Origin of the sequence: Peribacillus muralis, from assembly GCF_001439925.1 — a bacterium.
GTDB lineage: Bacteria > Bacillota > Bacilli > Bacillales > DSM-1321 > Peribacillus > Peribacillus muralis.
The window spans coordinates 18244-40009 of the sequence record NZ_LMBV01000029.1 but is presented as its reverse complement, the minus strand read 5'-3'; the positions used below and the strand labels follow the sequence as shown (position 1 = coordinate 40009).

At 39.1% G+C, this 21766-nt stretch carries 26 protein-coding genes; 19 read left to right on the top strand and 7 right to left on the bottom strand.

Going from position 1 to position 21766, the window contains the following annotated elements; all coding sequences use genetic code 11:
• Positions 1 to 742 precede the first annotated feature (742 nt).
• The 3 genes from ASU00_RS21610 to ASU00_RS21600 all read left to right on the top strand — a co-directional run bounded on the left by ASU00_RS21610 (position 743) and on the right by ASU00_RS21600 (position 3249).
• On the top strand, positions 743 to 1468 hold the full coding sequence (locus tag ASU00_RS21610; protein ID WP_057915529.1) for a ThuA domain-containing protein: 726 nt from the start codon (positions 743 to 745) through the stop codon (positions 1466 to 1468).
• 22 nt (positions 1469 to 1490) lie between these two features.
• Positions 1491 to 2543, top strand: a complete 1053-nt coding sequence (locus ASU00_RS21605; protein ID WP_057915528.1) for a Gfo/Idh/MocA family protein — start codon at positions 1491 to 1493, stop codon at positions 2541 to 2543.
• Between the two features lie 322 nt (positions 2544 to 2865).
• Positions 2866 to 3249: a hypothetical protein gene (locus tag ASU00_RS21600; protein WP_236712801.1), complete on the top strand. Its 384-nt coding sequence runs from the start codon at positions 2866 to 2868 to the stop codon at positions 3247 to 3249.
• A gap of 283 nt (positions 3250 to 3532) precedes the next feature.
• Here the strand turns inward: ASU00_RS21600 and ASU00_RS21595 are convergent, their stop codons facing one another.
• Positions 3533 to 3841 carry a hypothetical protein gene (locus ASU00_RS21595; protein ID WP_057915527.1) on the bottom strand — a complete coding sequence of 103 codons (309 nt, stop codon included), beginning with the start codon at positions 3839 to 3841 and terminating at the stop codon, positions 3533 to 3535.
• Between the two features lie 336 nt (positions 3842 to 4177).
• Here ASU00_RS21595 and ASU00_RS21590 point away from each other — a divergent pair, with 336 nt between their 5' ends.
• From ASU00_RS21590 to ASU00_RS21570, 6 genes are all read left to right on the top strand, one after another.
• Positions 4178 to 4660 carry a DUF2975 domain-containing protein gene (locus ASU00_RS21590; protein WP_057915526.1) on the top strand — a complete coding sequence of 161 codons (483 nt, stop codon included), beginning with the start codon at positions 4178 to 4180 and terminating at the stop codon, positions 4658 to 4660.
• 10 nt (positions 4661 to 4670) lie between these two features.
• Positions 4671 to 4889 (top strand): helix-turn-helix domain-containing protein, encoded by a 219-nt coding sequence (locus tag ASU00_RS21585; protein ID WP_057915525.1) that lies wholly within the window; start codon positions 4671 to 4673, stop codon positions 4887 to 4889.
• A 69-nt stretch (positions 4890 to 4958) separates the two neighbouring features.
• The gene (locus tag ASU00_RS21580) at positions 4959 to 5744 is read left to right on the top strand and encodes a DUF817 domain-containing protein (protein WP_082630559.1); all 786 of its coding nucleotides are present in this window, start codon (positions 4959 to 4961) and stop codon (positions 5742 to 5744) included.
• Between the two features lie 127 nt (positions 5745 to 5871).
• Positions 5872 to 6003: a hypothetical protein gene (locus ASU00_RS26740; RefSeq protein WP_269085346.1), complete on the top strand. Its 132-nt coding sequence runs from the start codon at positions 5872 to 5874 to the stop codon at positions 6001 to 6003.
• A 115-nt stretch (positions 6004 to 6118) separates the two neighbouring features.
• The gene (locus tag ASU00_RS21575) at positions 6119 to 6643 is read left to right on the top strand and encodes a GNAT family N-acetyltransferase (RefSeq protein ID WP_057915523.1); all 525 of its coding nucleotides are present in this window, start codon (positions 6119 to 6121) and stop codon (positions 6641 to 6643) included.
• 310 nt (positions 6644 to 6953) lie between these two features.
• Positions 6954 to 7829 carry a R2-like ligand-binding oxidase gene (locus ASU00_RS21570; protein ID WP_057915522.1) on the top strand — a complete coding sequence of 292 codons (876 nt, stop codon included), beginning with the start codon at positions 6954 to 6956 and terminating at the stop codon, positions 7827 to 7829.
• Positions 7830 to 8090: 261 nt separating this feature from the next.
• Here the strand turns inward: ASU00_RS21570 and ASU00_RS21565 are convergent, their stop codons facing one another.
• Positions 8091 to 8393, bottom strand: a complete 303-nt coding sequence (locus tag ASU00_RS21565) for a hypothetical protein (protein ID WP_057915521.1) — start codon at positions 8391 to 8393, stop codon at positions 8091 to 8093.
• Positions 8394 to 8707: 314 nt separating this feature from the next.
• Here ASU00_RS21565 and ASU00_RS21560 point away from each other — a divergent pair, with 314 nt between their 5' ends.
• From ASU00_RS21560 to ASU00_RS21540, 5 genes are all read left to right on the top strand, one after another.
• Positions 8708 to 9055 carry a hypothetical protein gene (locus tag ASU00_RS21560; protein ID WP_057915520.1) on the top strand — a complete coding sequence of 116 codons (348 nt, stop codon included), beginning with the start codon at positions 8708 to 8710 and terminating at the stop codon, positions 9053 to 9055.
• Positions 9056 to 9244: 189 nt separating this feature from the next.
• Complete coding sequence (locus ASU00_RS21555) at positions 9245 to 9895, top strand: GNAT family N-acetyltransferase (RefSeq protein ID WP_057915519.1); 651 nt, start codon at positions 9245 to 9247, stop codon at positions 9893 to 9895.
• A 370-nt stretch (positions 9896 to 10265) separates the two neighbouring features.
• Entirely contained in the window at positions 10266 to 11000 is a 735-nt protein-coding gene (locus tag ASU00_RS21550; RefSeq protein ID WP_057915518.1) for an AzlC family ABC transporter permease, read from the top strand.
• The gene (locus ASU00_RS21545) at positions 10991 to 11320 is read left to right on the top strand and encodes an AzlD domain-containing protein (protein WP_057915517.1); all 330 of its coding nucleotides are present in this window, start codon (positions 10991 to 10993) and stop codon (positions 11318 to 11320) included. Before ASU00_RS21550 ends, ASU00_RS21545 begins: the two co-directional genes overlap by 10 nt.
• A 316-nt stretch (positions 11321 to 11636) precedes the next feature.
• On the top strand, positions 11637 to 12569 hold the full coding sequence (locus tag ASU00_RS21540; protein ID WP_057915516.1) for a D-2-hydroxyacid dehydrogenase: 933 nt from the start codon (positions 11637 to 11639) through the stop codon (positions 12567 to 12569).
• 163 nt (positions 12570 to 12732) lie between these two features.
• On the opposite strand, the gene ASU00_RS21535 is transcribed toward ASU00_RS21540, so the two are convergent.
• Together ASU00_RS21535 and ASU00_RS21530 are read right to left on the bottom strand one after the other, a co-directional pair.
• The gene (locus ASU00_RS21535) at positions 12733 to 13167 is read right to left on the bottom strand and encodes a ferritin-like domain-containing protein (protein ID WP_057915515.1); all 435 of its coding nucleotides are present in this window, start codon (positions 13165 to 13167) and stop codon (positions 12733 to 12735) included.
• 263 nt (positions 13168 to 13430) lie between these two features.
• Positions 13431 to 13892, bottom strand: coding sequence for a general stress protein (locus tag ASU00_RS21530; RefSeq protein WP_057915514.1), 462 nt, complete (start codon positions 13890 to 13892; stop codon positions 13431 to 13433).
• A gap of 343 nt (positions 13893 to 14235) precedes the next feature.
• Here ASU00_RS21530 and ASU00_RS21525 point away from each other — a divergent pair, with 343 nt between their 5' ends.
• The 3 genes from ASU00_RS21525 (at position 14236) to ASU00_RS21515 (ending at position 17974) form a co-directional block, all read left to right on the top strand.
• The gene (locus ASU00_RS21525; RefSeq protein ID WP_057915513.1) at positions 14236 to 15006 is read left to right on the top strand and encodes a GH25 family lysozyme; all 771 of its coding nucleotides are present in this window, start codon (positions 14236 to 14238) and stop codon (positions 15004 to 15006) included.
• A gap of 219 nt (positions 15007 to 15225) precedes the next feature.
• Positions 15226 to 15978, top strand: a complete 753-nt coding sequence (locus ASU00_RS21520) for a TerC family protein (protein WP_057915512.1) — start codon at positions 15226 to 15228, stop codon at positions 15976 to 15978.
• A gap of 556 nt (positions 15979 to 16534) precedes the next feature.
• Positions 16535 to 17974, top strand: coding sequence for a DHA2 family efflux MFS transporter permease subunit (locus ASU00_RS21515; RefSeq protein WP_057915511.1), 1440 nt, complete (start codon positions 16535 to 16537; stop codon positions 17972 to 17974).
• Positions 17975 to 18304: 330 nt separating this feature from the next.
• Here the strand turns inward: ASU00_RS21515 and ASU00_RS21510 are convergent, their stop codons facing one another.
• Positions 18305 to 19075 (bottom strand): SDR family NAD(P)-dependent oxidoreductase, encoded by a 771-nt coding sequence (locus ASU00_RS21510; protein ID WP_057915510.1) that lies wholly within the window; start codon positions 19073 to 19075, stop codon positions 18305 to 18307.
• 90 nt (positions 19076 to 19165) lie between these two features.
• Between ASU00_RS21510 and ASU00_RS21505 the strand changes: the two genes are divergently transcribed.
• Complete coding sequence (locus tag ASU00_RS21505) at positions 19166 to 19537, top strand: MerR family transcriptional regulator (protein WP_057915534.1); 372 nt, start codon at positions 19166 to 19168, stop codon at positions 19535 to 19537.
• A gap of 220 nt (positions 19538 to 19757) precedes the next feature.
• Here the strand turns inward: ASU00_RS21505 and ASU00_RS25700 are convergent, their stop codons facing one another.
• Positions 19758 to 20243 carry a hypothetical protein gene (locus tag ASU00_RS25700; RefSeq protein WP_057915509.1) on the bottom strand — a complete coding sequence of 162 codons (486 nt, stop codon included), beginning with the start codon at positions 20241 to 20243 and terminating at the stop codon, positions 19758 to 19760.
• A gap of 343 nt (positions 20244 to 20586) precedes the next feature.
• Between ASU00_RS25700 and gloA2 the strand changes: the two genes are divergently transcribed.
• Positions 20587 to 20979, top strand: a complete 393-nt coding sequence (gloA2, locus tag ASU00_RS21495; RefSeq protein ID WP_057915508.1) for an SMU1112c/YaeR family gloxylase I-like metalloprotein — start codon at positions 20587 to 20589, stop codon at positions 20977 to 20979.
• Positions 20980 to 21302: 323 nt separating this feature from the next.
• Here gloA2 and ASU00_RS26735 read toward each other — a convergent pair whose 3' ends face one another.
• Positions 21303 to 21437: a hypothetical protein gene (locus tag ASU00_RS26735; RefSeq protein ID WP_269085345.1), complete on the bottom strand. Its 135-nt coding sequence runs from the start codon at positions 21435 to 21437 to the stop codon at positions 21303 to 21305.
• Positions 21438 to 21766 lie beyond the last annotated feature (329 nt).

The window sequence follows — 21766 nt, the reverse complement described above, 5'->3', positions numbered from 1 at the left end:
CACCAACTTTCTGCGTAAACGTTTTCTAAAAAACAGTAACATATAAATAAAGCGGTTTCAATACAATTCATGTCAGTTTTTGAATATTCTAACTTCCGGTAGATGATTTGAATGCTCAATTTTTTCTTTTTCAAAACGAATAGTATCTCCGTTGAATAGAGGCAATTACACTAATTATGGCGCGAGAAATAGAGAATGCCAATCGTAAACGGTCATGGTGCATGCAAACAACGATAACGAACGATAAACTGCCAGATATAATCAGGGAACGTATATGAACAAAAAATGAGAACTGTGATGGTTCTATCAGAATGAGCTACTTTAGAAAAAAGTTGGGAAAACAGCAATGCGTGAAGCAATAAAAACCCTTTTTTAAACCATGCAACAGGCAGTCAATTTAGCTAAAATCAGGTAATCTATAAAGTACAACAAAATTCGAAAATATCTGAAAATATATTGAAAACGTTTTATTCATGTGCTAGTGTGTTTTTAGAAAACGTTTACGTAGATATTGCATTATCAGTTTAATGCAACAATACGAGGTTTAATTAATCGTAAACCGACAGTATCGGATTTATTTGCAAGTGAAGTTTTACTAAAAAAGTTGCAAGCACAACAACCATCATTTGTGGGAATGACCACCGATAGCATGATAACAGGCCGCTAAATGGGAGCCTTAAAAAGCAGTTGATCCGCAGAATAAATTCAATGCATAAAATGAAAATGAGAAGGGGTATGTATGATGGTAAAAGTAACTGTATGGAATGAAAATCGACATGAACAAAAAAATCCGGTTGTAAGGGAAGTTTATCCTGAAGGTATTCATGGTGCTATCGCAGCATTTTTAAAAGAAAGTGGATTGGATGCAAAAACAGCTACATTAGATGAGGCCGAACATGGTTTAACAGATGCTGTATTGAAAGAAACAGATGTGCTGATTTGGTGGGGACATTTATCTCACGATGAAGTAGATGACGTAGTCGTTGAAAAGGTCAAGCAGCGTGTATTGGATGGAATGGGCTTAATCGTATTGCATTCTGGTCATTTCTCCAAAATCTTCAAAGCATTAATGGGGACGAGCTGTGATTTGAAATGGCGTGAAGCGGATGAGAAAGAGCGTCTGTGGGTTGTCGCGCCAAGCCACCCAATTGTAGAAGGAATTGGAGAGTATATCGAATTAGAAAAGGAAGAAATGTACGGGGAGCATTTTGATATTCCGGCTCCAGACGAATTAGTCTTTACGAGTTGGTTCGAAGGCGGAGAAGTTTTCCGCAGTGGCTGCACATATACACGAGGAAATGGAAAAGTCTTTTATTTTAGACCAGGACACGAAACGTATCCAACCTATCACAATAAAGATATTCAACGTGTCATTATAAATGGGGTTAAATGGGCACACCGAGTTGACAGAAAACGTCCTATATACGGAAATGCACAACCACTGGAAAAAATCGAAGTGAAAAATTAAGAAACAAAAGGGGAAGATGATTATGAAAACAGTTAAAGTTGGAATTATAGGCTGTGGAAGTATCGCGCAAAACCGCCATTTACCAGAATATAAAATGAATAAGGAAGTAAAGATAGTAGCAGTTTGTGATATAAACGAACAGCGCGCCATCGAAGTTGCTGAGCAGTATGGTGCAAAAGCTTACATAAATTATGAAGAATTACTCGCAAGCGGTACGGTGGATGCAGTGAGTGTTTGTACACCAAACTATTTGCATGCGCCTATTTCAATATTAGCTCTGAACAAAGGCATTCATGTATTGTGTGAAAAACCAATGGCGACGTCAAGCGAAGAAGCACAGGCTATGATTCAAGCTGCAAATGAAAGTGGTAAAAAACTTATGATCGGTCACAATCAACGCTTCGTTTCTTCCCATCAAAAAGCACGTCAGCTGATGGAAACTGGTGAAATTGGAAAAATATACAGTTTTCGCACAACTTTTGGTCATGGTGGACCTGAGCAATGGAGTGTTGACGGAAAAGAGAGCTGGTTCTTTAAGAAGAATGAAGCGTTTATTGGTGCTATGGGAGATTTAGGTGTACATAAAACAGATTTACTTCGTTACATTCTTGGTGAAGAAATCGTTGAAGTAGGTGCATTTGTTCAAACGACTGCTAAAGATTTTGCAAATGTCGATGACAACGCAGTATGTGTTTTAAAAACAGAAAGTGGAATTATTGGAACGCTTGCATCTAGCTGGGCGTATGTTGGTCAAGAAGATAACTCCACGATTATTTACGGTGAGAAAGGAATTCTACGTTTAGAAGATCATCCAACGTATTCCTTAATTGTACAATACGCAACAGGAGAAGTTGTAAATTATGAGCTTGGCAAAATTCAATCGAACGATGATGGCGGTCAAAACAACTCACATGTCATTGAACATTTCGTATATGCTATCGTAGAAGATAAAGAGCCAGCCGTATCAGGAGAGGAAGGGGCAAAGTCTCTATCTGTGATTCTAGCCGCTTTAGAATCTCATGAATCCAAACAAATTGTAAGTACGCTTTTCAAGGTAAAAGAGCCAGTTGCTTAATATCTAAATTACATATGAATTGAACCTAAAAGGTAAACAGTCAACTTAGAGGGCATGAACCCGGTGATCAACCGGATTCATGCCTTTTTCACCTTGATGAGTTGTATAATCTTCTCGTTCTTGTTTGAAAACATTCGCACTTAAGAAGAACCACTACCCTTGGCATGCTTTTGCAATGTTATCTTAAAATCAAAATACAGACGCTTTGAGTTTCATCAAAAATCGTCCACAACTTAAAATATAAATAGAATATTAAGGTTATTTAGTTTACTCGGTAGGATAGGTAATATATACTAGAAGAAAACCAATGGGAGTTGAGTTTATGCTTAATAGGATCCGGAATAAATTTATTCCCACACAAGGAATGGGAGAAGAAGTGGATAATATATATACTTTCTTACCCCCGCCAGGAACCATTATTGATGAGGCAACTGATGAAGAAATGGAGAAGGCAGCAGAGCTTGAAATAAGACATTGTGCTTTGATGAGGTTGCAGGATATGAATATCCAATTTGACGGTTCTTCTTATAAAGAATTATTAAAAGAGTTTCAAGACTTTGAAGCCGATTCTTGTAAATTTTGGAGAAATGTCGCTAGTCGTATATCAGTTCCGTATGAATGGCCAATAAGAATTGATCATGCAAACGGCCCTATTTATCTTGGAAACGGTTTATATGAAGAAGATACCGAAGAGAAAGAAGGTTAATCGTTACCTTACTTATTTGAATAAAACACAAAGAGCGTTAGCCAATAGAGGTAACGCTCTTTGTGTTTTACAAAATTACTAGAGGGCCAGCTGAATAAAACTCATTGAGGCTTATGGGTGTGGACACTTTTTTTGATTCTGCTGAAGGGTGGGGAGATAAAAGAAAGGTTAAAAAAATACCTCACAAACTGCTCTTTAGGATGTGAGGATTTAAGTTCCAACGGAATGAAAAGGAGTTTGTGAATGGGAATACAGAGGTGACTGCAAAGATTACAAACACTAATCAAAATAAATCAATAGTATATGCATCTATTTTTAGGGGGTGATTTAATAATTCCATTGGTTTTGTTTTCATTCCGAGTGCATGACATGCTTGAGGAATTAACTCGAGCATTTCATCATTATCAATTTCATAATTAAAGGTTGATTTTAATGAATGTTCCAGTTCTATAGTACTTATTTTATTGAACCTTGCACCTCCTATGATCATATCGTATTTTTTCATGACTTCTTTCCAAGATTCTTTTGAATCGATTGTTAAGGCGGATTTTCTTAGTTCGATCAATACCTCGGTTATTATTTGTCGTTTCACTTTGTTAACACCTCCAATCATATCAGGTATATTATACCAGAAAAAAAGAGGAATCGGGTGTGAACGTCTAAATTAGCTTTTTTCTTGGTGTCTTTTGGTTCTTAAGTGGCGGGACAAAAATAACCTTTTGCGGTAAAAGGAAGAGTCAGCGGAAGTCATATCTATAGATATATATAACTTGATGAACTCAATGAAATCGAGGCATTTATCCGAAAAAATAATTTTTAGATAAGTTTGTAACAATAAGAATATAATTAAAAACAACATTTATTTATTGTAAAACAATAAATTCTGTATTAAAATAAATTTGACAATAAATTAGTGAGGTGTTTTTTCATGAATCGAGTGTCGACACTCTTTTTAAAGATAGCTGTTATTCTTATTGGGCTGCCGGTTCTTGCTTTGTGCATCTTTTTGGTGCCTGAAATAGCAAGGTTTGCAGTAGAGTTATTTCCAAATATTCCTTTTTTGAATGTTCTTGTTTTTATTTATATGTATGTAACGGCAATACCTTTTTACGTTGCGTTATATCAAGCGCTTAAGCTTTTAAGCTATATTGACAAAAACAAGGCATTCTCGGGATTATCTGTAATGGCTTTAAAAAAGATAAAATATTGTGCGATGACAATCAGTAGTTTGTATGTAGTGGGCATGCCATTTTTTTATTTCATGGCTGAGCTGGACGATGCACCAGGTATCATCGTAATTGGGTTGGTCATTATTTTTGCTTCTATGGTGATTGCGGTTTTTGCTGCTGTTCTTCAACGGCTATTAAAAAATGCCATAGATATAAAATCAGAAAACGATTTAACGGTCTGAGGTGAATGATATGGCAATTATAATCAATATTGATGTGATGCTAGCTAAAAGGAAAATGAGCGTAACGGAACTTTCGGAGAGGGTCGGGATAACGATGGCAAACCTTTCAATCTTGAAAAATGGAAAAGCAAAAGCGATTCGATTATCAACTTTAGAGGCAATTTGTAAAGCTTTGGAATGTCAGCCCGGAGATATTATAGAATACCGAAATGATGCAGATATACAGTAAACGAAAAGGGAAATGCTGCGAGGAGGGGTACTTATGCATGTAACCGTTAAAAAAGCGGAGTCACAATTCATGAGAGCATTTAAACAGCTCGGTCGTTTTGGTTGGGAGCAGGCTTTATCATGTTTGTTTCCAGTCGTCATATTTGCCTCTTTGGCTTTAACGAAACTCCTGCCTCTCCCTTTCCTGCCACGGTATGACTGGATGCTCATTATCTGCCTCCTGATGCAATGGTTGATGCTGCGTTCCGGGCTTGAAACCCGGGATGAACTTAAGGTTATTACGTTGTTCCACCTTATAGGACTTGCGCTTGAGCTTTTCAAGGTACATATGGGCTCCTGGTCTTATCCAGAGGAAGGATATATGAAGATTTTTGGAGTGCCTTTGTATAGCGGGTTCATGTACGCAAGTGTAGCGAGTTATCTTTGCCAGGCGTGGAGAAGGCTAAAGGTTGAATTGGTTAAGTGGCCACCGTTTTTATTGGTTGTATCTCTTGCGGCTGCAATTTATTTGAATTTCTTCATCCATCATTTTTGGCTGGACGTTCGTTGGGTGCTATCCGGGCTTGTCATTATCGTCTTTTGGCAATCGTGGGTCATATATGAGATTGATGGAACCCGCTATCGCATGCCACTCGCACTTTCTTTTGTACTTATCGGATTTTTTATATGGATAGCCGAAAATATCGCAACGTTCTTTGGAGCTTGGGAATACCCAAACCAAACTGATGCGTGGAGTCTCGTTCATCTAGGAAAGGTGAGTTCATGGCTCTTACTAGTGATTGTTAGCTTTCTTATAGTTGCGACGTTAAAGCAGGTTAAAGGGAAAACTGCCACAAGGCCACACATTGGGACATAATGTGGTCAGCAGGAATCGTCCTTGCTGGACCATTAAGATGTATAGGTGAGTTACTGTTAACTAACCCAAATGTGAAAACTGCACCCCCATTGTTAGGCACTCAAACGATGGAGGAGCAGTTTTCTTTATGGCTCTTATCGTGAAGATTGTTGGTTTAAAACGAAAGTATTTAAGGTCGATTGGAGCTGCACCGCTGAAAGCGAGCTTGGAGGGGAAATCAACCGCACCGTATTACTTCGTGAATAGCAACAAAGTATGAGCAAACAGCACTCTTAATAAACGAAAAAAACGGTTTGTTGTATACTGATATTAGTTATTTTCCTTATAATGTAAGGACATGAGGGAAATTGGGTGTAAACAAAAGGAGTGGGATTATGTTCCCTATATTAGCAACCGAACGGTTAGTCTTGAGAGAACTTATTGAAGAGGATGCACCAAATATTTTAAAGTGTTTTTCTAGTGCGGATGTATTACGGTATTACGGACAAAAGCCATTGACGAGTATTGATCAGGTGAAACAAATTGTCAGGAATTTTTCGAAAAATTACGATGATAAAAATGGTATGAAATGGGGAATTGAGCGCAAAGGTACGGATGGTATTATCGGTACTATTGGGTTTCAAGATTGGTCTCAAGAACATAAGCGAGCGGATATCAGCTATGCTCTTTTTTCTGAACATTGGGGTCAAGGATATGCATCAGAAGCTGTTAGAGAAGTGATTTCCTATGGATTTAATGAGCTGGGGTTGATGCGTATTGGAGCAGTTGTCTTTATTGAAAATAAAGCATCGAGTAAAGTATTAGCAAAACTAGGCTTTAAAAGAGAAGGGCTATTGAGAAATTATATGTATCAGAATAACGTTCCATTTGATGCCAATATTTATTCTTTGTTAAATTGAAAACAAATATCTTATGGTTAGTTTCCGTACAAGGGATTGTGCGGAAGCTTTTTTTTATGAGATAGGTTGGAAATAAAAGATATCAGCACAGTAATTTACTGGAGTAGTCACTCCGTGATGTAACGGAACATTCTGGAATGCTTTTTGGTTTCGGAGTGATGTTTGGTGAAATTCCTTCGGCATTCTTGCTGGAGGATTAGTGACTATTTTTGCGAAGAAGGATGCGGGTTTTTTTCGTGCCTAAAAATGCTTTGTCCAAACGTATATTTTCTTCTTTGCATAAACTGATACATAACAAGGAGGAATATATGTGAGAAAGAAACTTTTAACGACGAGCTCGAAAGGATTAATGGAAGATTCTTTTCCGTACCAGTTGTATCAAAAAGCAAAAAAGTTTGGAATTTGGAATCCACAGCATATTAATTTTTCACAAGATCAAGAAGACTGGAAAACACTATCCGTTAAAGAAAAAGACTGGATGTTAAGACTTCTTGCCCAATTTCAGGGAGGGGAAGAAGCGGTTACGCTTGACTTACTTCCATTGCTTCGGGTGATTGCGGGAGAAGGTAGGCTGGAGGAAGAGATGTTCCTGACTACATTTTTATATGATGAAGCTAAACATACTGAGTTTTTTCGGCTCGTTTTGAATGCTATTGATGAAAAAGGTGATCTTTCCCACCTGCATTCAACTAGCTATCGTAAGATATTTTATGAAATCTTACCCGAAACAATGGAGCGTCTATGGCATGAACAGACACCCGAAGCAATAGCCGACGCAGCAACAGTATACAATATGTTCGTAGAAGGTGTATTGGCTGAAACGGGATATAAATCATTTTACGATGGACTGAAAACGATTGGTAAAATGCCTGGCCTTATCGAGGGAATCGATCACTTAAAGAAAGATGAATCAAGGCATATTGCATATGGAACATTTCTACTTCAGCGCATGATTTGTGAACATCCTCATCTGTTTGATCGGGTGGTCAAAAAGCTCGAAGAATTGACACCACTTTCTGTCTGCTTAAACGCTGAGGGCGTTATTGGCGAGGGGGAAAAATTAAAGCAATACAGATCTGAAATTAGAAAATACTCTGAAAAACAGCTTATGGTACGAATTGAGATCCTTGCACGGGCAAAGGGACAGACAATTGAGGAGATATATCGGTCGTCAGGAGCAAATTGAAAAAAACAACAAAAAGGCGCTTTCTCAAAGAGAATGTCCAGAAGATGAGGTGCAAATAAAATAGTATATGGACCAATAATTGTAAGGAGTATGATCCATAAGGAGTTAGGTAATACGGGGAGGTCTTGTTGTCAGAGCGGGGGCAGGATGTTGAAAAAAGTGAGTGAAAAGCATAAAACCCCCACAGACAATTAGCCATAAAATGTTCTTAAGGAAAGTCGTTGTAAATGAGAGTAAATCAAACCCATTTCGGCGACTGTATTAAAATAGTTCAATATAGTATCCTGCTAATTTGCTAGTATCTTCTCCAAAAAACGCGGGCTCATTTTTCATATTAAGGGCATTGCATACAATAGGGATGATATTCAGTAAATCTGCATAGGAGATATCAATTTCATGAATTTCTTTCAAGCTATGACAAAATTCTATGCTGTCGATTTTGTTGAACTTCTCGCCAATTAATATCAAATCGTGATTTTCAATCGTGTTTGAATCAGGATCGATTGTTTGAGCGTCAATTTTTATCTGAACCAGAACATCTTTAATTTTTTGTGAATTAGTCATTTATACACTTCCTTTTTTATTTATACAGGTATATTATACCATACCGAGTTAATGATGTGGCAAGATTAGTATAATGCCCTCGAAAATCCAGAGGGGCACAATTAAGATAAAAATGAATCTATCTGCTAAAACGTCCATAACGATATAGAAAGTACATAGATAAATAATATGCTCTCTTAAAATAGATGACGCCAACATTCAAGGGGTAAAGGGAACGGTTCCCATTAATTGTACCTGATATTGTCTTTCTTTATGGATAAAGGAGGTAAAACCCTTTTGTATGGAGAATATTTTGACAAAAGGGGGTTGTTGAAATGCGGAATCATAATGAAATGGATTTAACTAAAGATGATATATTAAAAATGATTGTTCGACATCTGAGTGTATTCCCTTTGACTAGTCTGGCGGCCATTAGAGAAGTGATTGGAAGTTCTTTGAAGCAGCGCGGGCTGATTAGCGGTGTCACTGAACATATCAGTGGAGCTGCTGCAACTTATAATAGGAAAATATCCGATGAAGATATGCGTTTAATGAATGATTGTATCTATGAACTATTAAATAGCCGGATAATTACGCCCGGCAATAATCTAGACCATATGGATCTCCCTTGGATTCATGTATCCGATCAAGAGAAGCTTAAACATATGTACCACGAACACTGATCACAGTACTCCATAGGTTTTGGTTAAGGTTAACAGCTTCAATTCAGGCATAGCACATATAAATGAAGAGATTCAGGAGGAATTACGGGTTGAAGTGGAATTTATTTTTTATCCATTATTACGGGATAGTAGATAATGATAAAATATGGATTCTGAACGAAAAACAAACAAATCGAAGGAGATGCTCCCATGTTAAAGCCGGTTACGCTTCGTGGTCATCTAGTCTGCTTAGAGCCCATGACTCTTGATCATGTCCATGACCTTTGCGAGGCAGCGTCGGAAGATAGGTCTACCTATCGTTATACCAACGTGCCTGATGGACTGGAAGAAACTGAACGATATATTGAAGGAGCCTTGAAGGCCCACTCGGAAGGAAGCGTGTTGCCGTTCGTTGTTCGCCATAATGATACGGGCAGGATTGTCGGAACGACCAGGTTTCTTGACCTTGAAGTGTTCACATGGCCTCCGTCATGGCCACCAGGAGCATCCAAAGGCACATCACCTGCCAATCCAAACCCGCCAACAGTGGCGGAGATAGGCAGCACTTGGTATGCAGCCTCGGCCCAGCGCACTGGTGTCAACACGGAATGCAAGTTATTGATGCTTGCCCATGCGTTTGACTTGTGGCAAACGATCAGGGTCACGTTGAAGACCGATGCGCGAAATGTACGTTCCCGTTCCGCCATACAAAGGCTTGGCGCCACTTTTGAAGGTGTGCGCAGGGCACACGTCCCTGCTAGTGATGGCGGTATCAGGGATACAGCTTATTATTCAATTGTAGCTAGTGAATGGCCAGATGTTCATAAGAACATTCTTCAGAAGAAGCAGCAAAGGATATAAAAAAAGAAGATTTGATATGTTTTGATGACGCAATCACCCTTCTTAACAAATACGCTATTCCTTCTGTAGAAATACCGGAAGGAATAGCGTATTTTTAATGGAAGAAAGAAGCGCGTTTTTTTGATGAAAATATTCAACTAATGATTTAGGGGGAAGGTTTGAAAGTTTGCTAAGTAAGTATTATACTAACTACTAATATAATGAATGAACGACAAAAACAGGAAAACGTTTTCTTGTAGCTAAGTGGGCATGAAAGAAATGGGTTCTAGAAAGTGGAAGCCCTCTGGCCGGCAACGAGGGTATAGGTAAAATCCAGTATGCTGAAGCGTTATACCTTAAGTTGAAAAATGTAGAGTAAGGAGGAAGTAAGGTGAGTCTAGAGAACGTCCATGTGGAGACAACTGCATTACCACGAGATGAAGATCGTTTTATGAAAGGGGTGAAAGATTGCGTTCCTACGTTGCTCGGTTATTTAAGTATTGGGTTAGCCGCTGGCGTAGTTCAAAAAACAGCGGGTTTAAGCATGGCAGAGATTGCGTTGATGAGTTTGGTACTTTATGCTGGATCAGCTCAATTCATTGCGGCAGGAATGATCGCAGCAGGCAGTTCACCCATGGCTATTATTATTACCATATTATTTGTCAATTTGCGTCACCTTTTACTCAGTGCAGCGCTATCGCCGTATTTTCGTCATCTTTCTCCACTGAGGAACATGTTTGTAGGGGCTTTGCTCACGGATGAGACATTTGGTGTGGCTATTAACCAAACTGCGAAAAAGACAAACATTAGTGAAAAGTGGATGCATGGCCTCAATATAACTGCCTATTTAAATTGGTTTATCGCCAATATGGCAGGAGCTCTTCTGGCCCAATGGATTTCAGACCCTGAAAAATTCGGCCTGGAATTTGCATTGCCGGCCATGTTCATCGGCATTCTCGTGCTGTCTATATTAGGCAGAAGTAAAATCAAAAGAGATGTAGCTGTGGCTATAATTGCAGTTGTCGTTGCTGTGGGAAGCTCTTTGGTCATGTCCAGCAGTATGGCAATCATTGTCGCTACAGTCATTGCCTCAACGATAGGGATGGTGGTGGAAAAATGGAAATAAGCTTGGGTGTTTTTTTGGTAATTGTAGGAGCGGCTATCGTAACGTTCATCCCAAGGGTACTGCCATTAATGATTCTTAGCCGGATTGAATTACCAGAGTGGGGATTGCGATGGTTAAATTATGTTCCTATTTCTGTTATGGCAGCGTTGATAGGTCAGGAAATATTGATTCATGATGGAAAGTTTCCTTCTATAACCGATAATGTACACCTTTTAGCGGCCATTCCCACTTTTTTAATTGCGATAAAGACACGTAGTTTACTGGCAACCGTACTCTCGGGCGTCATTTTATTTATGTTTTTACGCTGGGCAGTTCCTTAATAAAAAGAAAAGCAAAGATTGGAACCGATTACTTGCCCTGGAAATCGGTTTTTTTGGCGGGATTTTCTAGCGATGAATAAAATTGTTTTCCTCCATTAATACAGCATGAAAATAAATTGAAGCCCATTCATTAAAGCTTTCCTATGAAACTTTGTAGGGAGGCAAGGAGGAGGAAGTGAAAGGCTACCTAGCAGCAAGTTAGGAAGGAACTTGACAGGATATGTATACTGAGTGGATTGAACGTTAATATAAAGTAAAAACTAGCATAGCTGGATATACCATTTATAATAGGACTTATACATAGGGAGGGATAAATTTGAACATAGAAAACATTTTAATTACCGGTCATATTTATAAAGAAATGGAGAGCATTTTAACATCCAAGAACTTGTCCAAACAATTTCGTTTTCTTAAAGAAGATGTTGTATCACATGATGATTTTTTGTGGGCAGATGCGTATGTAAGTCTATCGCCTACCGCCAATTTCGAGTTCGGAAACGTAAAATGGGTCCACTCGACAGGGGCAGGGGTCGATAAGTATTTATTTGAACGAAAGTGGGACGAACGAGTGGTACTTACTCGGACAATTGGTTCGTTTGGGCAAAGAATTGGGGAATATTGTTTAAGCTATATATTAAAGGATGTTCAAATGCATGATGAATTTGCCCGATTAAAACGTCAAAAACAGTGGAGGCAGGCGGAACCTCGATTACTAAATACCCTACATGTTGTCATCTACGGCACTGGGGAGATCGGGCAGGAAATCGCGCGGATTCTTTCTTCATTTGGGATAAGGGTTTCGGGAGTGTCACGAAGCGGAAAAGCGGCCAAGCATTTTGAGGATGTGTTGAAGTCAGAGGATGTTCCAGATCTGTTGATGGATGCAGATTGGATCATTAGTACACTTCCATTAACTAAACAAACTTCCAGGCTATTTAATGGAGATTTTTTCAATCAACTGAACGGAAGCGGGTTCATGAATATCGGAAGAGGGGGAACGGTCGACGAAATGGCTTTAAGGGAAGCGCTCCGGATGAATCGGGTCCGTAAGGCTATTTTAGATGTGGTTGGAGTGGAGCCGTTGCCGGAAACATCATGGCTTTGGGAACATCCTGACATATTCATCACACCTCACATATCAGCCATCACTTCACCGGAAGAAGGGGTGGAATGTTTTTTACAAACGCTTTCGAAAATAGAAAAAGAAGAACCACTAGACAACCAAGTACAGGTAAATAAGGGCTATTGAACAAGTAAACATGTCGTTAATATATGACAATCATAGAAAAACATGCTTCAATAAAGATATAAATAGCTACTGATATCAATCAGTAGCTTTCATAATAAATGAGTCGGAGTATCTATGTTGTCGAACGTTCTTGATGAAATTACCTTCCTTGAAGAAGGCTGATCTAGGAATGTAGAAGGGACTTTAAATAATCCACATGTTCTCTGTCTTGATCAAGAATTTCTTGAACCAGTCTCAGGCTTTCTTCATCAAGCTTATCCCTTACCAGGTCTTCAGACATTCTTATCCCATATATATTTTCTCCTTTTATGGCATGTTTAACAATTTCCTCGTCTGTATTGTACTTTTCGAATATATTTCCAATTACCCCTTCAACCTTGCCAATGACTCCTTCACTCGTTACAGGTGTACCGCCAAGAATTTGAATCCTTTCTGAGATCCGTGCCGCATGTTTTTTTTGGTCCTGCTGAATGGAAATAAACGACTCCTTTAATGGAGAATCTTGCAGTTTTTTTATAAAATGTCCATAACTGTGGTCGCCCATGTATAATCCCTGTAAGAATTTATTCAGTGTCTTAATCGATTGTTGTTTGTCCACTCTATCACTCCTTCACATGATATTCTTATCATTCCAATTAGAGAAATAATTATTTTGTTGGGCTGAAATTCTTTTCCTGCTTGTAACCTTCAAGCTATAATGAAGTGAATCCTGATTTAAATAAGTTCTGGAACGATGATCATCCAAAACGTAATGAATTATGTAAAAAAAAAAAGCCCTCCAATGAAGGGCATTAAATAATCATTAGCAAACGATGTCTTCAAGATTTTTAGTGTTGCCTGGCACTCTATGTTATTTTAGCTTCATCTCCTATAAGTAGGGGGTCCTTCTTTAATATCATTATCCACTAATACTAAAACTTTCCCAGCTTTTATACCGGTTTCGTACCTTTCCGCGGCTTTTTCAGGAATTCCCAATCCGATCAGCGTACCAGCCAATCCGCCGGTTCCTGCGCCAACCGCCACTCCAGCCAATGCAGAAACAATAGGTCCTGCGGCAAGCAGAGGTCCTATTCCTGGTATCGCCAATGCACCTGCGCCGGCAAGAAGACCCGCCGTCCCGCCAATGACTCCCCCTGTTGCAGCACCTGTAGCCAATCCTTCTTCAGCTTTCGTACCCGTTTTTCTTTCTATCACCTTAGTCTCCTTGCGATTTTTCGCAACAATGGATATTTCATTGCGCTTGTATCCTTGGATTAAAAGCTCTTCAACGGCTTTCACTGCATCTTCACCGTCTTCATATATGCCAACCACTTGCTTGCTCATTATATAGCCTCCTTTAATTTTCATTTTTTCTTCCTCTCATCTTATGAAGCCTGAATGGGTAATATTCGTTACGCTATGATGACAGATAAAAGAGATGTTCCGAAGAAATTAGCAGTGATTCAATAGACCCAACCGGTTACTCGCGAAAAAGGGGTCAAAAATTTTCCAGTGAATGCTGTCAGTACAGTATGTATGAATCTTGATTCCTTTTGTCTAGATGTCGGGAAATGGGGTATTGATAATAAAACGAACACCTAAAATAAAAGAGGTGAATGTGATTACTTAAAGCGATGTCTATGTGATCCAATACATAAAAGCTATAGAACAAGAGGAGCGTGATTAGATGACTCAGTTGAAGGGCATTGATGTATCACATTGGCAAGGTGCTATCCATTGGAGAAAAGTTGCAAAAGCTGGTGTGGAGTTCGTATTTATTAAAGCAACGGAGGGAACGAGCTATTCTAAGCTTTCCTATTTTAAAGAAAATGCACCCGAAGCATTGGCGGCTGGATTGAAGGTGGGGGCATATCACTATGCGAAATTTGCTACTGAAGCCGAAGCAAGGGCTGAGGCCGCCTATTTTTTAGATGCCATAAGCTCTTTTTCATTAAATTATCCGCTCGTGCTTGACCTTGAAGAAAATAAAAAGGCTGCAAGAAAACAAGCACTAACCGACTCGGCCATTGCTTTTCTTGAAACAGTTGAAGAAGCTGGGCATACTGCCATGCTTTATACTGGAAAATCTTTTCTTGAAAATGCGTTAGATGAATCAAAATTGATGAAGTATCCCTTGTGGATTGCCAGATACAACAGCAAACTGGGACGCAGTGCGGATATTTGGCAGCACTCTAATTCGGGAGAAGTCGATGGTATCAGGACGAAGGTGGATTTAAATATCGCCTATCGGGATTTTTCAAAGACCATACGTTCTTTTAAGACTCTCGACAGGATAAATGCATGCGAAGAACCATCATCGATATACATCGTAAAGGGAGGAGATACACTTAGCTCGATCGCAAAAAAATATAAAACGACCATAACATCGCTAGTCGGTTTAAATGGAATCAAAGATGCGAACAAAATTTATATCGGTCAAAAATTACGGGTGAGATAGCGATTTTTCGCAAAAGGAACTTAATGCAAGTGTACTGGAATATATTATAAAGCCAAGGTGCCCTGCCGAGTATCGTGTCTGAAGAGTTTGAATAAGAAATCCGCTTCATTGGGACAATATTAATGAAGAAAAAGCCGGAATGACTTTATCCTGATCGAAAAAGGATTTAAGCCAGGGTAGCTTACTTATAGATTTAAAAGAATCAATTAGGGGGCTAATATGGAACTGACTTTATTATTGGAGTATGGCTGGGTGTTAATTATTTTAATAATTTTGGAAGGATTATTATCTGCTGATAATGCATTGGTATTAGCCATCATGTCAAAGCATTTACCGAAGGAGCAGCAAAAAAAAGCGATCAATATCGGATTGCTTTTAGCTTTTATATTCAGGATAGGTGCAATCTTCATCATTTCGTACCTTTTCCACGTTTGGCAAGTTCAAGCAATCGGTGCAGCGTATTTAATCTTCATCTCATTAAAACATCTATTGAAAAAGGATCATGGCGAAAAAGACAAAAAAGGGAAAAGCTACCGTATGACTGTTGCGCAAATAGCATTAGCGGATATAGCCTTTGCCGTTGATTCGATCTTAGCGGCAGTCGCACTTGTTTTGGCGTTGCCGGATACTCCCATGGGGGATATCGGAGGCATGGATGGCGCTAAATTCATCGTTATCTTATTAGGAGCGATAGCCGGATTGATTGTTATCCGGTTTGCAGCAGCGTATTTTGTTAAGATATTGACAGAGCGCCCAAGCCTAGAGACTGCAGCCATGTTACTTGTCGGTTGGGTTGGGGTTAAGTTACTTATGCATACCCTCGCTCATCCGTCCGTTCACATCATTCCACACGATTTTGTCGAAGGACCTATCTGGAATACAATCTTCTGGTCAGTCATGCTTCTTATCGCCTTAGGTGGCTGGTTTTTATCTAAAGGCAAAACAGAAAAAAATGATGAACAAAATGAATGATGAAGATCCGGTTTCATTAAGAAGATCAAGTATGTTTGGATGTGTCAATGGCATTGGTAAGCAAAGACCGTTTTGAAAAATTCGGTCTTTTTTTATTTGGTGCGGTATCTAAGTTCTCCCCCCTTATTTGGAAATAAGGGGCCGGTATTTCAGATTGATGGGCATCTTTAAAATAAATGATAATAAACTAAAGGGTGCATTACTTCAATTAACAGAGGTTGCTGCGGCAGCCTATTTCTTTTGTAAAAACGTTTAAAAAAAGGGCAGAGCTTAGGAGTGATCTGATTGAGTTTGGTAAATCGTTAAACAATAAAACTCCAATAATGGCAAATGAAATAGAGGCTAGCGCGACGACCAAGAAAGGATTAATGTTTACTATATTGTTTACGTTATGTTAGCTAAGGAGTGGAATATGTAGTAATACCTTAATGAACAAACGGGTACTTATGGATTAATAAGAGGCAGGTTAGGATACAGCAAATAAGTGGTTATCCGTTGTGAATTCATGTAATCTACAAAAGTACGTTTTATTCCCAATCGTAAAGGAGGACCAGAATTGAATTTAACAAACAGTAAACATTCAACAATTGTTGCCCTATTGCTTGCGGGTACATTTATTGCGCTCTTGAATCAAACATTAATGATTACCGCGATTCCTCCCGTAATGAAGGAAATGGATATTACAGCAAATAGTGCACAGTGGCTAACTACCGTTTTTATGCTAGTTAATGGGATTATGATTCCTGTGAGCGCGTTTTTACTGGAGCGCTTTACCACCAGGCAGCTTTTCCTTTCAGCCATGGGGATTTTTGCTACGGGTACATTGGTTGCAGGGCTGGCTCCTAGTTTTGGAATACTGCTTCTAGGACGGATAATTCAGTCGAGCGGTGCCGGTATTATGCTCCCTTTAATGCAAACAGTCTTCCTAATGATTTTTCCGGTTCAAAAACGGGGTACAGCTATGGGGCTGGTTGGACTGGTCATTTCCTTCGCGCCTGCTATTGGGCCCGCTTTATCGGGCTGGGTTACAGAGACCTACTCTTGGAGGGTGTTATTCTTTATCATTCTTCCAGTTGCAATTATTGATATCATAGTTGCGTTCTTCGCTTTAAAAAATGTAACAGAAGTTACACGACCAAAAGTGGATGTGATCTCCATTGTTTTATCTTCCATGGGTTTCGGTGGATTATTGTATGGATTCACAGCTGCTGGTAATTATGGCTGGGCAGACGTGAGTACGATCATATCCCTAAGCATTGGAACGATTTCACTTGTTTGGTTTATAAAAAGACAATTGCGATTGAAGCATCCAATGCTGGAGTTCCGAGTGTTCACGTATTCATTATTCCCGTATGCCATTATAATTGGAGCCATTACATTTATGGGTCTGATTGGTGCTGAAACACTCATCCCGCTATTCATGCAAAACATGCGCGGATTTACTGCGTTTGAAGCTGGATTAGCTATACTCCCTGGGGCACTTATCACCGGATTGATGTCCCCATTCATTGGACGTATTTTTGACAGGGTTGGGGCGAGGTGGTTGGTTATGGGTGGATTACTCATCATAACCGCTTCCTCCTTTACTTTTATAGATGTTGGTCCTTCGACAAGTTTTACCTTTATTATGGTCGTGTACAGTATTCGGATGTTCGGATTGGCCATGGTTATGATGCCCGTTTCAACGGCCGCCTTAAACCAGCTTCCTAAACGGTTAATTGCTCATGGTGCAGCAATGGATAATACGATGAAAATGATTGCCGCTTCTGTAGGTACAGCAATACTTGTTACTGTTATGACATCAGCTACCGAAAATGCTCAGCAGCGTCCCGAGATTGTACATCCAGATATGTATGGCGCGCAAATCTCATTTATTGTCATCGCTGTACTTTCGTTAATCAGCTTCCTCATTTCTTTTAAAATAAAGGATCAAAAATCAGCAGGGAAAGAGTACAGAGAGAAGAATTTAAAAAACGAATCCGAGTCTTTAAACTAATAAATAATGGCTGTTTTCGCATACTTTGTTGCCACTCACCAAGTAATGCGGTGTGGTTGATTTCCGCTCCAATCACCCTTAATTAGTTTCGTTTTTAAAACAACAATCCTTATTAAAAGAGCCATAATAATAGATGTTTATCTTTTATTATGGCCGTTTTTATCGAAACGTTTGGCTGGTTCAGTTTCGAGAAAAATACCAAAAATCGGGTAAGCGGAGTGTCTTACCTGATAATTCCGAGATGTAACGAACGTATCCCATAAAGACGAACATCCTCCTAATTAACGCAAGGGTCACTGCGTATGGTTAGGAGGATGGTTTTTTCATGTTTTAAGAATTCGTATTCGTTGTTCGAGAAGCATATGGGAATATGGGATCTTTAAGTTCAAACTCATAGTTTTTTGCATTTACAATTCCGACGACTTTTTCATGTTCATATAGTTCAATTAAAAACTCAGCCATTTCCTGTGCCGTATGGTATTTCGGAACAGTGACGTCATAGTTGAATTCGTCAACATCAAAGGAGCGTTTGGCAAATTCAGTTTCAGTTGCGGCAGGGGCCAACACCTTAGCTTGCATTTTAGCACCTTGACCTTTAAGCTCATGTGCAAGACCTTCTGTAAAGGCGCTGACATAAAATTTAGTGGCACAATACGTGATGGCATCTGCGACAAGGGTGTACCCACCACCTGATGAAATATTGATTAGCTGTGTGCCTTCCACATTTGAATAGTCGCGAACGTATAGAGAGGACAATATGGTTAATGCCTCAATATTCAAGTGAAGCATTTTCTCGATTTTCGGTAGACTATGCTCCCCGACTTTATCGAAATTACCAAAACCTGCATTGTTGATCCACGTTTCAATCTGCATGTCCTTTAGACTTTCATACAGTCCGTAAACATTTTCGGCAACCGTTAAATCTGTTGCATGTATAACGATATCCAATTCTTTATTCATTTCTTCTATTTTTGTTTTTAATTCATCTAAATTTTGTTTTCTCCTGGCAACGAGAATTAAATTTTTCCCTCGTGATGCAAATGCCAAAGCAGCTTCATATCCAATTCCAGAGCTTGCTCCTGTGATAACAGTATATTTCATGTTTATACCTCCATTATTTTATGATAGGATGTCATTGTATTACTTAGAGTTCACTCTAAGTCAACTATTAGTCATAGTGAGGTGTTTTTTATTTACACGATTAGTGAAGTTGGGCAAATGCTCGAAATAAGTACACATGCTCTACGTTATTATGAAAAAGAAGAGATCATAAAACCAGAAAGAGATGCCCAAGGAAATAGACGATATACCGATTCACACCTCAAATGGTTGGAGTTTGTAAAAAAACTGAGGGAAACACAAATGCCCATCGAACAAATAAAAAAATATACCCAGCTGTTCAAGGAAGGAGCCCATACATCGATCGACCGCTTAAATCTGTTAGAGAACCATCGCCGTACCATTGAAATTCAAATTGAAACTCTAAAAACCACTGAAGCAATGCTTGATAAGAAAATCACATCATACAAACAACACTTATCTACTGTAAATCTTTCAAGCTAGTATGTATCGAATATCACGAAAGTTTAAGCGCTTCTATCGTGTATGCCTTTTGCTGATGGAGGGTCACAGTACCAAACTGCTTCAAATTCTTGAAATTATGACCTTTTTGGTAACAAAACGAGGCAGCCATCGAGCTCCGGGTGAAGATCGGCTCTCGAGGGCTGCCTCTTCTTTTTCTACTAGCTGAAACGGAATAAGTGAAAAAAGATGTCCTGTCTTATTAGGAGCAGTACCATTTTCCATTATAAAAAATACAATTTTGTCCACCCTGCTGTCCACCCTGCTGTCCACCCTGCTGTCCACCCTGCTGTCCACCTTGCTGTCCGCCTTGCTGTCCGCCTTGCTGTCCGCCTTGCTGTCCGCCTTGCTGTCCACCAGGCTGTTGTACTGGTGGGCACTGTAAACCTAAATATTGTAATCCTACGATATCATTATGATGAATTTCATTTGGAAACCCACTTTCCAGAATTTGAACCATACCAGTTGTGCCGTTAAACCCCATTAAAATGAATGTGTGTGTCGCATTACCCCAAAAACCTCTGAAGCAATGCCCTTGGCGCCCTGCATTTAAATGACTTTGGATCGTTGCAATAGGAACTAATGAAGGTTGCACTCTATCTGTGTAATAATTAGGCGTATTAGCATAATAATTATCATAATAATTTGGTACATTGTTTTGATGATACGGGTAGTTATAGTTATACATTCCGAAATCCTCCCTTTTAGGTACATTATAAAATATGTATAAAGAAGGTTTGTGTCCTAGATGGACAAAGATGGACAAGCAGATTGGGCTGCCTAATTATTGCACACCAATATATATACTAGGGCTTCGTATAGTTGGCATCTTATTTAAAGAGAAGCTAGGACGAAAGTGTCGTTCAAAGTTCTATTATTTCCTCTTTTTGTGGAAATCATCATATACTTTGCCTACATGATATCGTTCATTTTAGAAACGGGCTTTATAAAAAAGGAAGAAGATACTAGGATATGATAGTATACTCTTTTGTAAGCAAGTTCTTAAAACGAAATTTTACTGGAGGAAGCAAATGAAGGTAAATAAAATCCATCATGTAGCAATTATTTGTTCGAATTATGAAAAGTCAAAAAACTTTTATGTGAACATTCTTGGGTGCGAAATTAAGAAGGAAACTTATCGGGCAGAGAGGAAGTCGTATAAATTGGATTTGCTGGTTGGCGGGGAATATCAGCTGGAATTATTCTCCTTTCCGGAAAGTCCCTTAAGACTAAGTTATCCTGAAGCACTGGGGCTGAGGCATTTGGCTTTTGAAGTGGAGGATATTGATCAAGCGATTGAAGAGTTAGGTATCGATAATATTTTCGTCGAACCTATCCGGGTTGATGAAATAACCGGAAAAAGGTTTACTTTTTTTTGTGATCCGGATGATTTGCCTCTGGAATTATACGAAAAGCCTCGCTGAATGATATCTAAAGGGATAAAACTAAATTGATTGGCGCGGGTGCCTGGAGACCTCGTTCATGCATAAAAAATTTAGACATACTCTAGTCGTAATTCAAAAAGTTTGTCTATATTCTGGAACATGCATGAATGAGGCTTCTTTTTTTTGTCATGAACATAAAAGGGCTGTCAAGCATTACTAAGTACTGTACAGAAGTACAACAAAATTAATAAAAACAGCGGACCAAAAGAAGCTCGATTTCGCTTAATTACCAGTACATTTAATGACCTGGAAGCGGCCGTGATAATGGCAGAAGAGTTGAAGAATCGTTTTGGCTGGATCGTCTATATTACACCAGAACCGTCTATACTGGCGAGGGCACGACGAAGTTGCAAAAGGCGCATTTTATCCAGGACAACATGTATAACATAATTTCGGTTCAGCATTTCCCCATAATTAAAGACCAAGATTGGATCCAACTATACCCCTCCTACAAAGAAATACTTCATTCCCGAATAAGAAAGTTCTTTAATATACTCGCAAACAGCCAATCCGTTCAATTTGTAAGGTGGGGGGCAGTAAGCATTCCGCAAGCAGCTGAATTACGCTCTGTCTTAGCAAGCATGACACCGGGAAAATGTAACATCCTTTTCCTAGATCCAGTAGCCGGTTAACCAAGTGTTAAGGAACTAGATTGGGGAATAGACGGGACTTGTACAGTACAAGTGCCTAGCTAAAGCCCAAATGATGATTCGATGTGGGATTATGTTTATAATGGACTAACCTTAACTGATTTTTGGAAGATTTA

Coding starts and splice junctions, on each gene's coding strand:
- ASU00_RS21610 (WP_057915529.1), top strand. CDS start 743: ATGGTAAAAGTAACTGTATGGAATGAAAATCGACATGAACAAAAAAAT.
- ASU00_RS21605 (WP_057915528.1), top strand. CDS start 1,491: ATGAAAACAGTTAAAGTTGGAATTATAGGCTGTGGAAGTATCGCGCAA.
- ASU00_RS21600 (WP_236712801.1), top strand. CDS start 2,866: ATGCTTAATAGGATCCGGAATAAATTTATTCCCACACAAGGAATGGGA.
- ASU00_RS21590 (WP_057915526.1), top strand. CDS start 4,178: ATGAATCGAGTGTCGACACTCTTTTTAAAGATAGCTGTTATTCTTATT.
- ASU00_RS21585 (WP_057915525.1), top strand. CDS start 4,671: ATGGCAATTATAATCAATATTGATGTGATGCTAGCTAAAAGGAAAATG.
- ASU00_RS21580 (WP_082630559.1), top strand. CDS start 4,959: ATGAGAGCATTTAAACAGCTCGGTCGTTTTGGTTGGGAGCAGGCTTTA.
- ASU00_RS26740 (WP_269085346.1), top strand. CDS start 5,872: ATGGCTCTTATCGTGAAGATTGTTGGTTTAAAACGAAAGTATTTAAGG.
- ASU00_RS21575 (WP_057915523.1), top strand. CDS start 6,119: ATGTTCCCTATATTAGCAACCGAACGGTTAGTCTTGAGAGAACTTATT.
- ASU00_RS21565 (WP_057915521.1), bottom strand. CDS start 8,393: ATGACTAATTCACAAAAAATTAAAGATGTTCTGGTTCAGATAAAAATT.
- ASU00_RS21560 (WP_057915520.1), top strand. CDS start 8,708: ATGCGGAATCATAATGAAATGGATTTAACTAAAGATGATATATTAAAA.
- ASU00_RS21555 (WP_057915519.1), top strand. CDS start 9,245: ATGTTAAAGCCGGTTACGCTTCGTGGTCATCTAGTCTGCTTAGAGCCC.
- ASU00_RS21545 (WP_057915517.1), top strand. CDS start 10,991: ATGGAAATAAGCTTGGGTGTTTTTTTGGTAATTGTAGGAGCGGCTATC.
- ASU00_RS21530 (WP_057915514.1), bottom strand. CDS start 13,892: ATGAGCAAGCAAGTGGTTGGCATATATGAAGACGGTGAAGATGCAGTG.
- ASU00_RS21525 (WP_057915513.1), top strand. CDS start 14,236: ATGACTCAGTTGAAGGGCATTGATGTATCACATTGGCAAGGTGCTATC.
- ASU00_RS21520 (WP_057915512.1), top strand. CDS start 15,226: ATGGAACTGACTTTATTATTGGAGTATGGCTGGGTGTTAATTATTTTA.
- ASU00_RS21510 (WP_057915510.1), bottom strand. CDS start 19,075: ATGAAATATACTGTTATCACAGGAGCAAGCTCTGGAATTGGATATGAA.
- ASU00_RS25700 (WP_057915509.1), bottom strand. CDS start 20,243: ATGTATAACTATAACTACCCGTATCATCAAAACAATGTACCAAATTAT.
- gloA2 (WP_057915508.1), top strand. CDS start 20,587: ATGAAGGTAAATAAAATCCATCATGTAGCAATTATTTGTTCGAATTAT.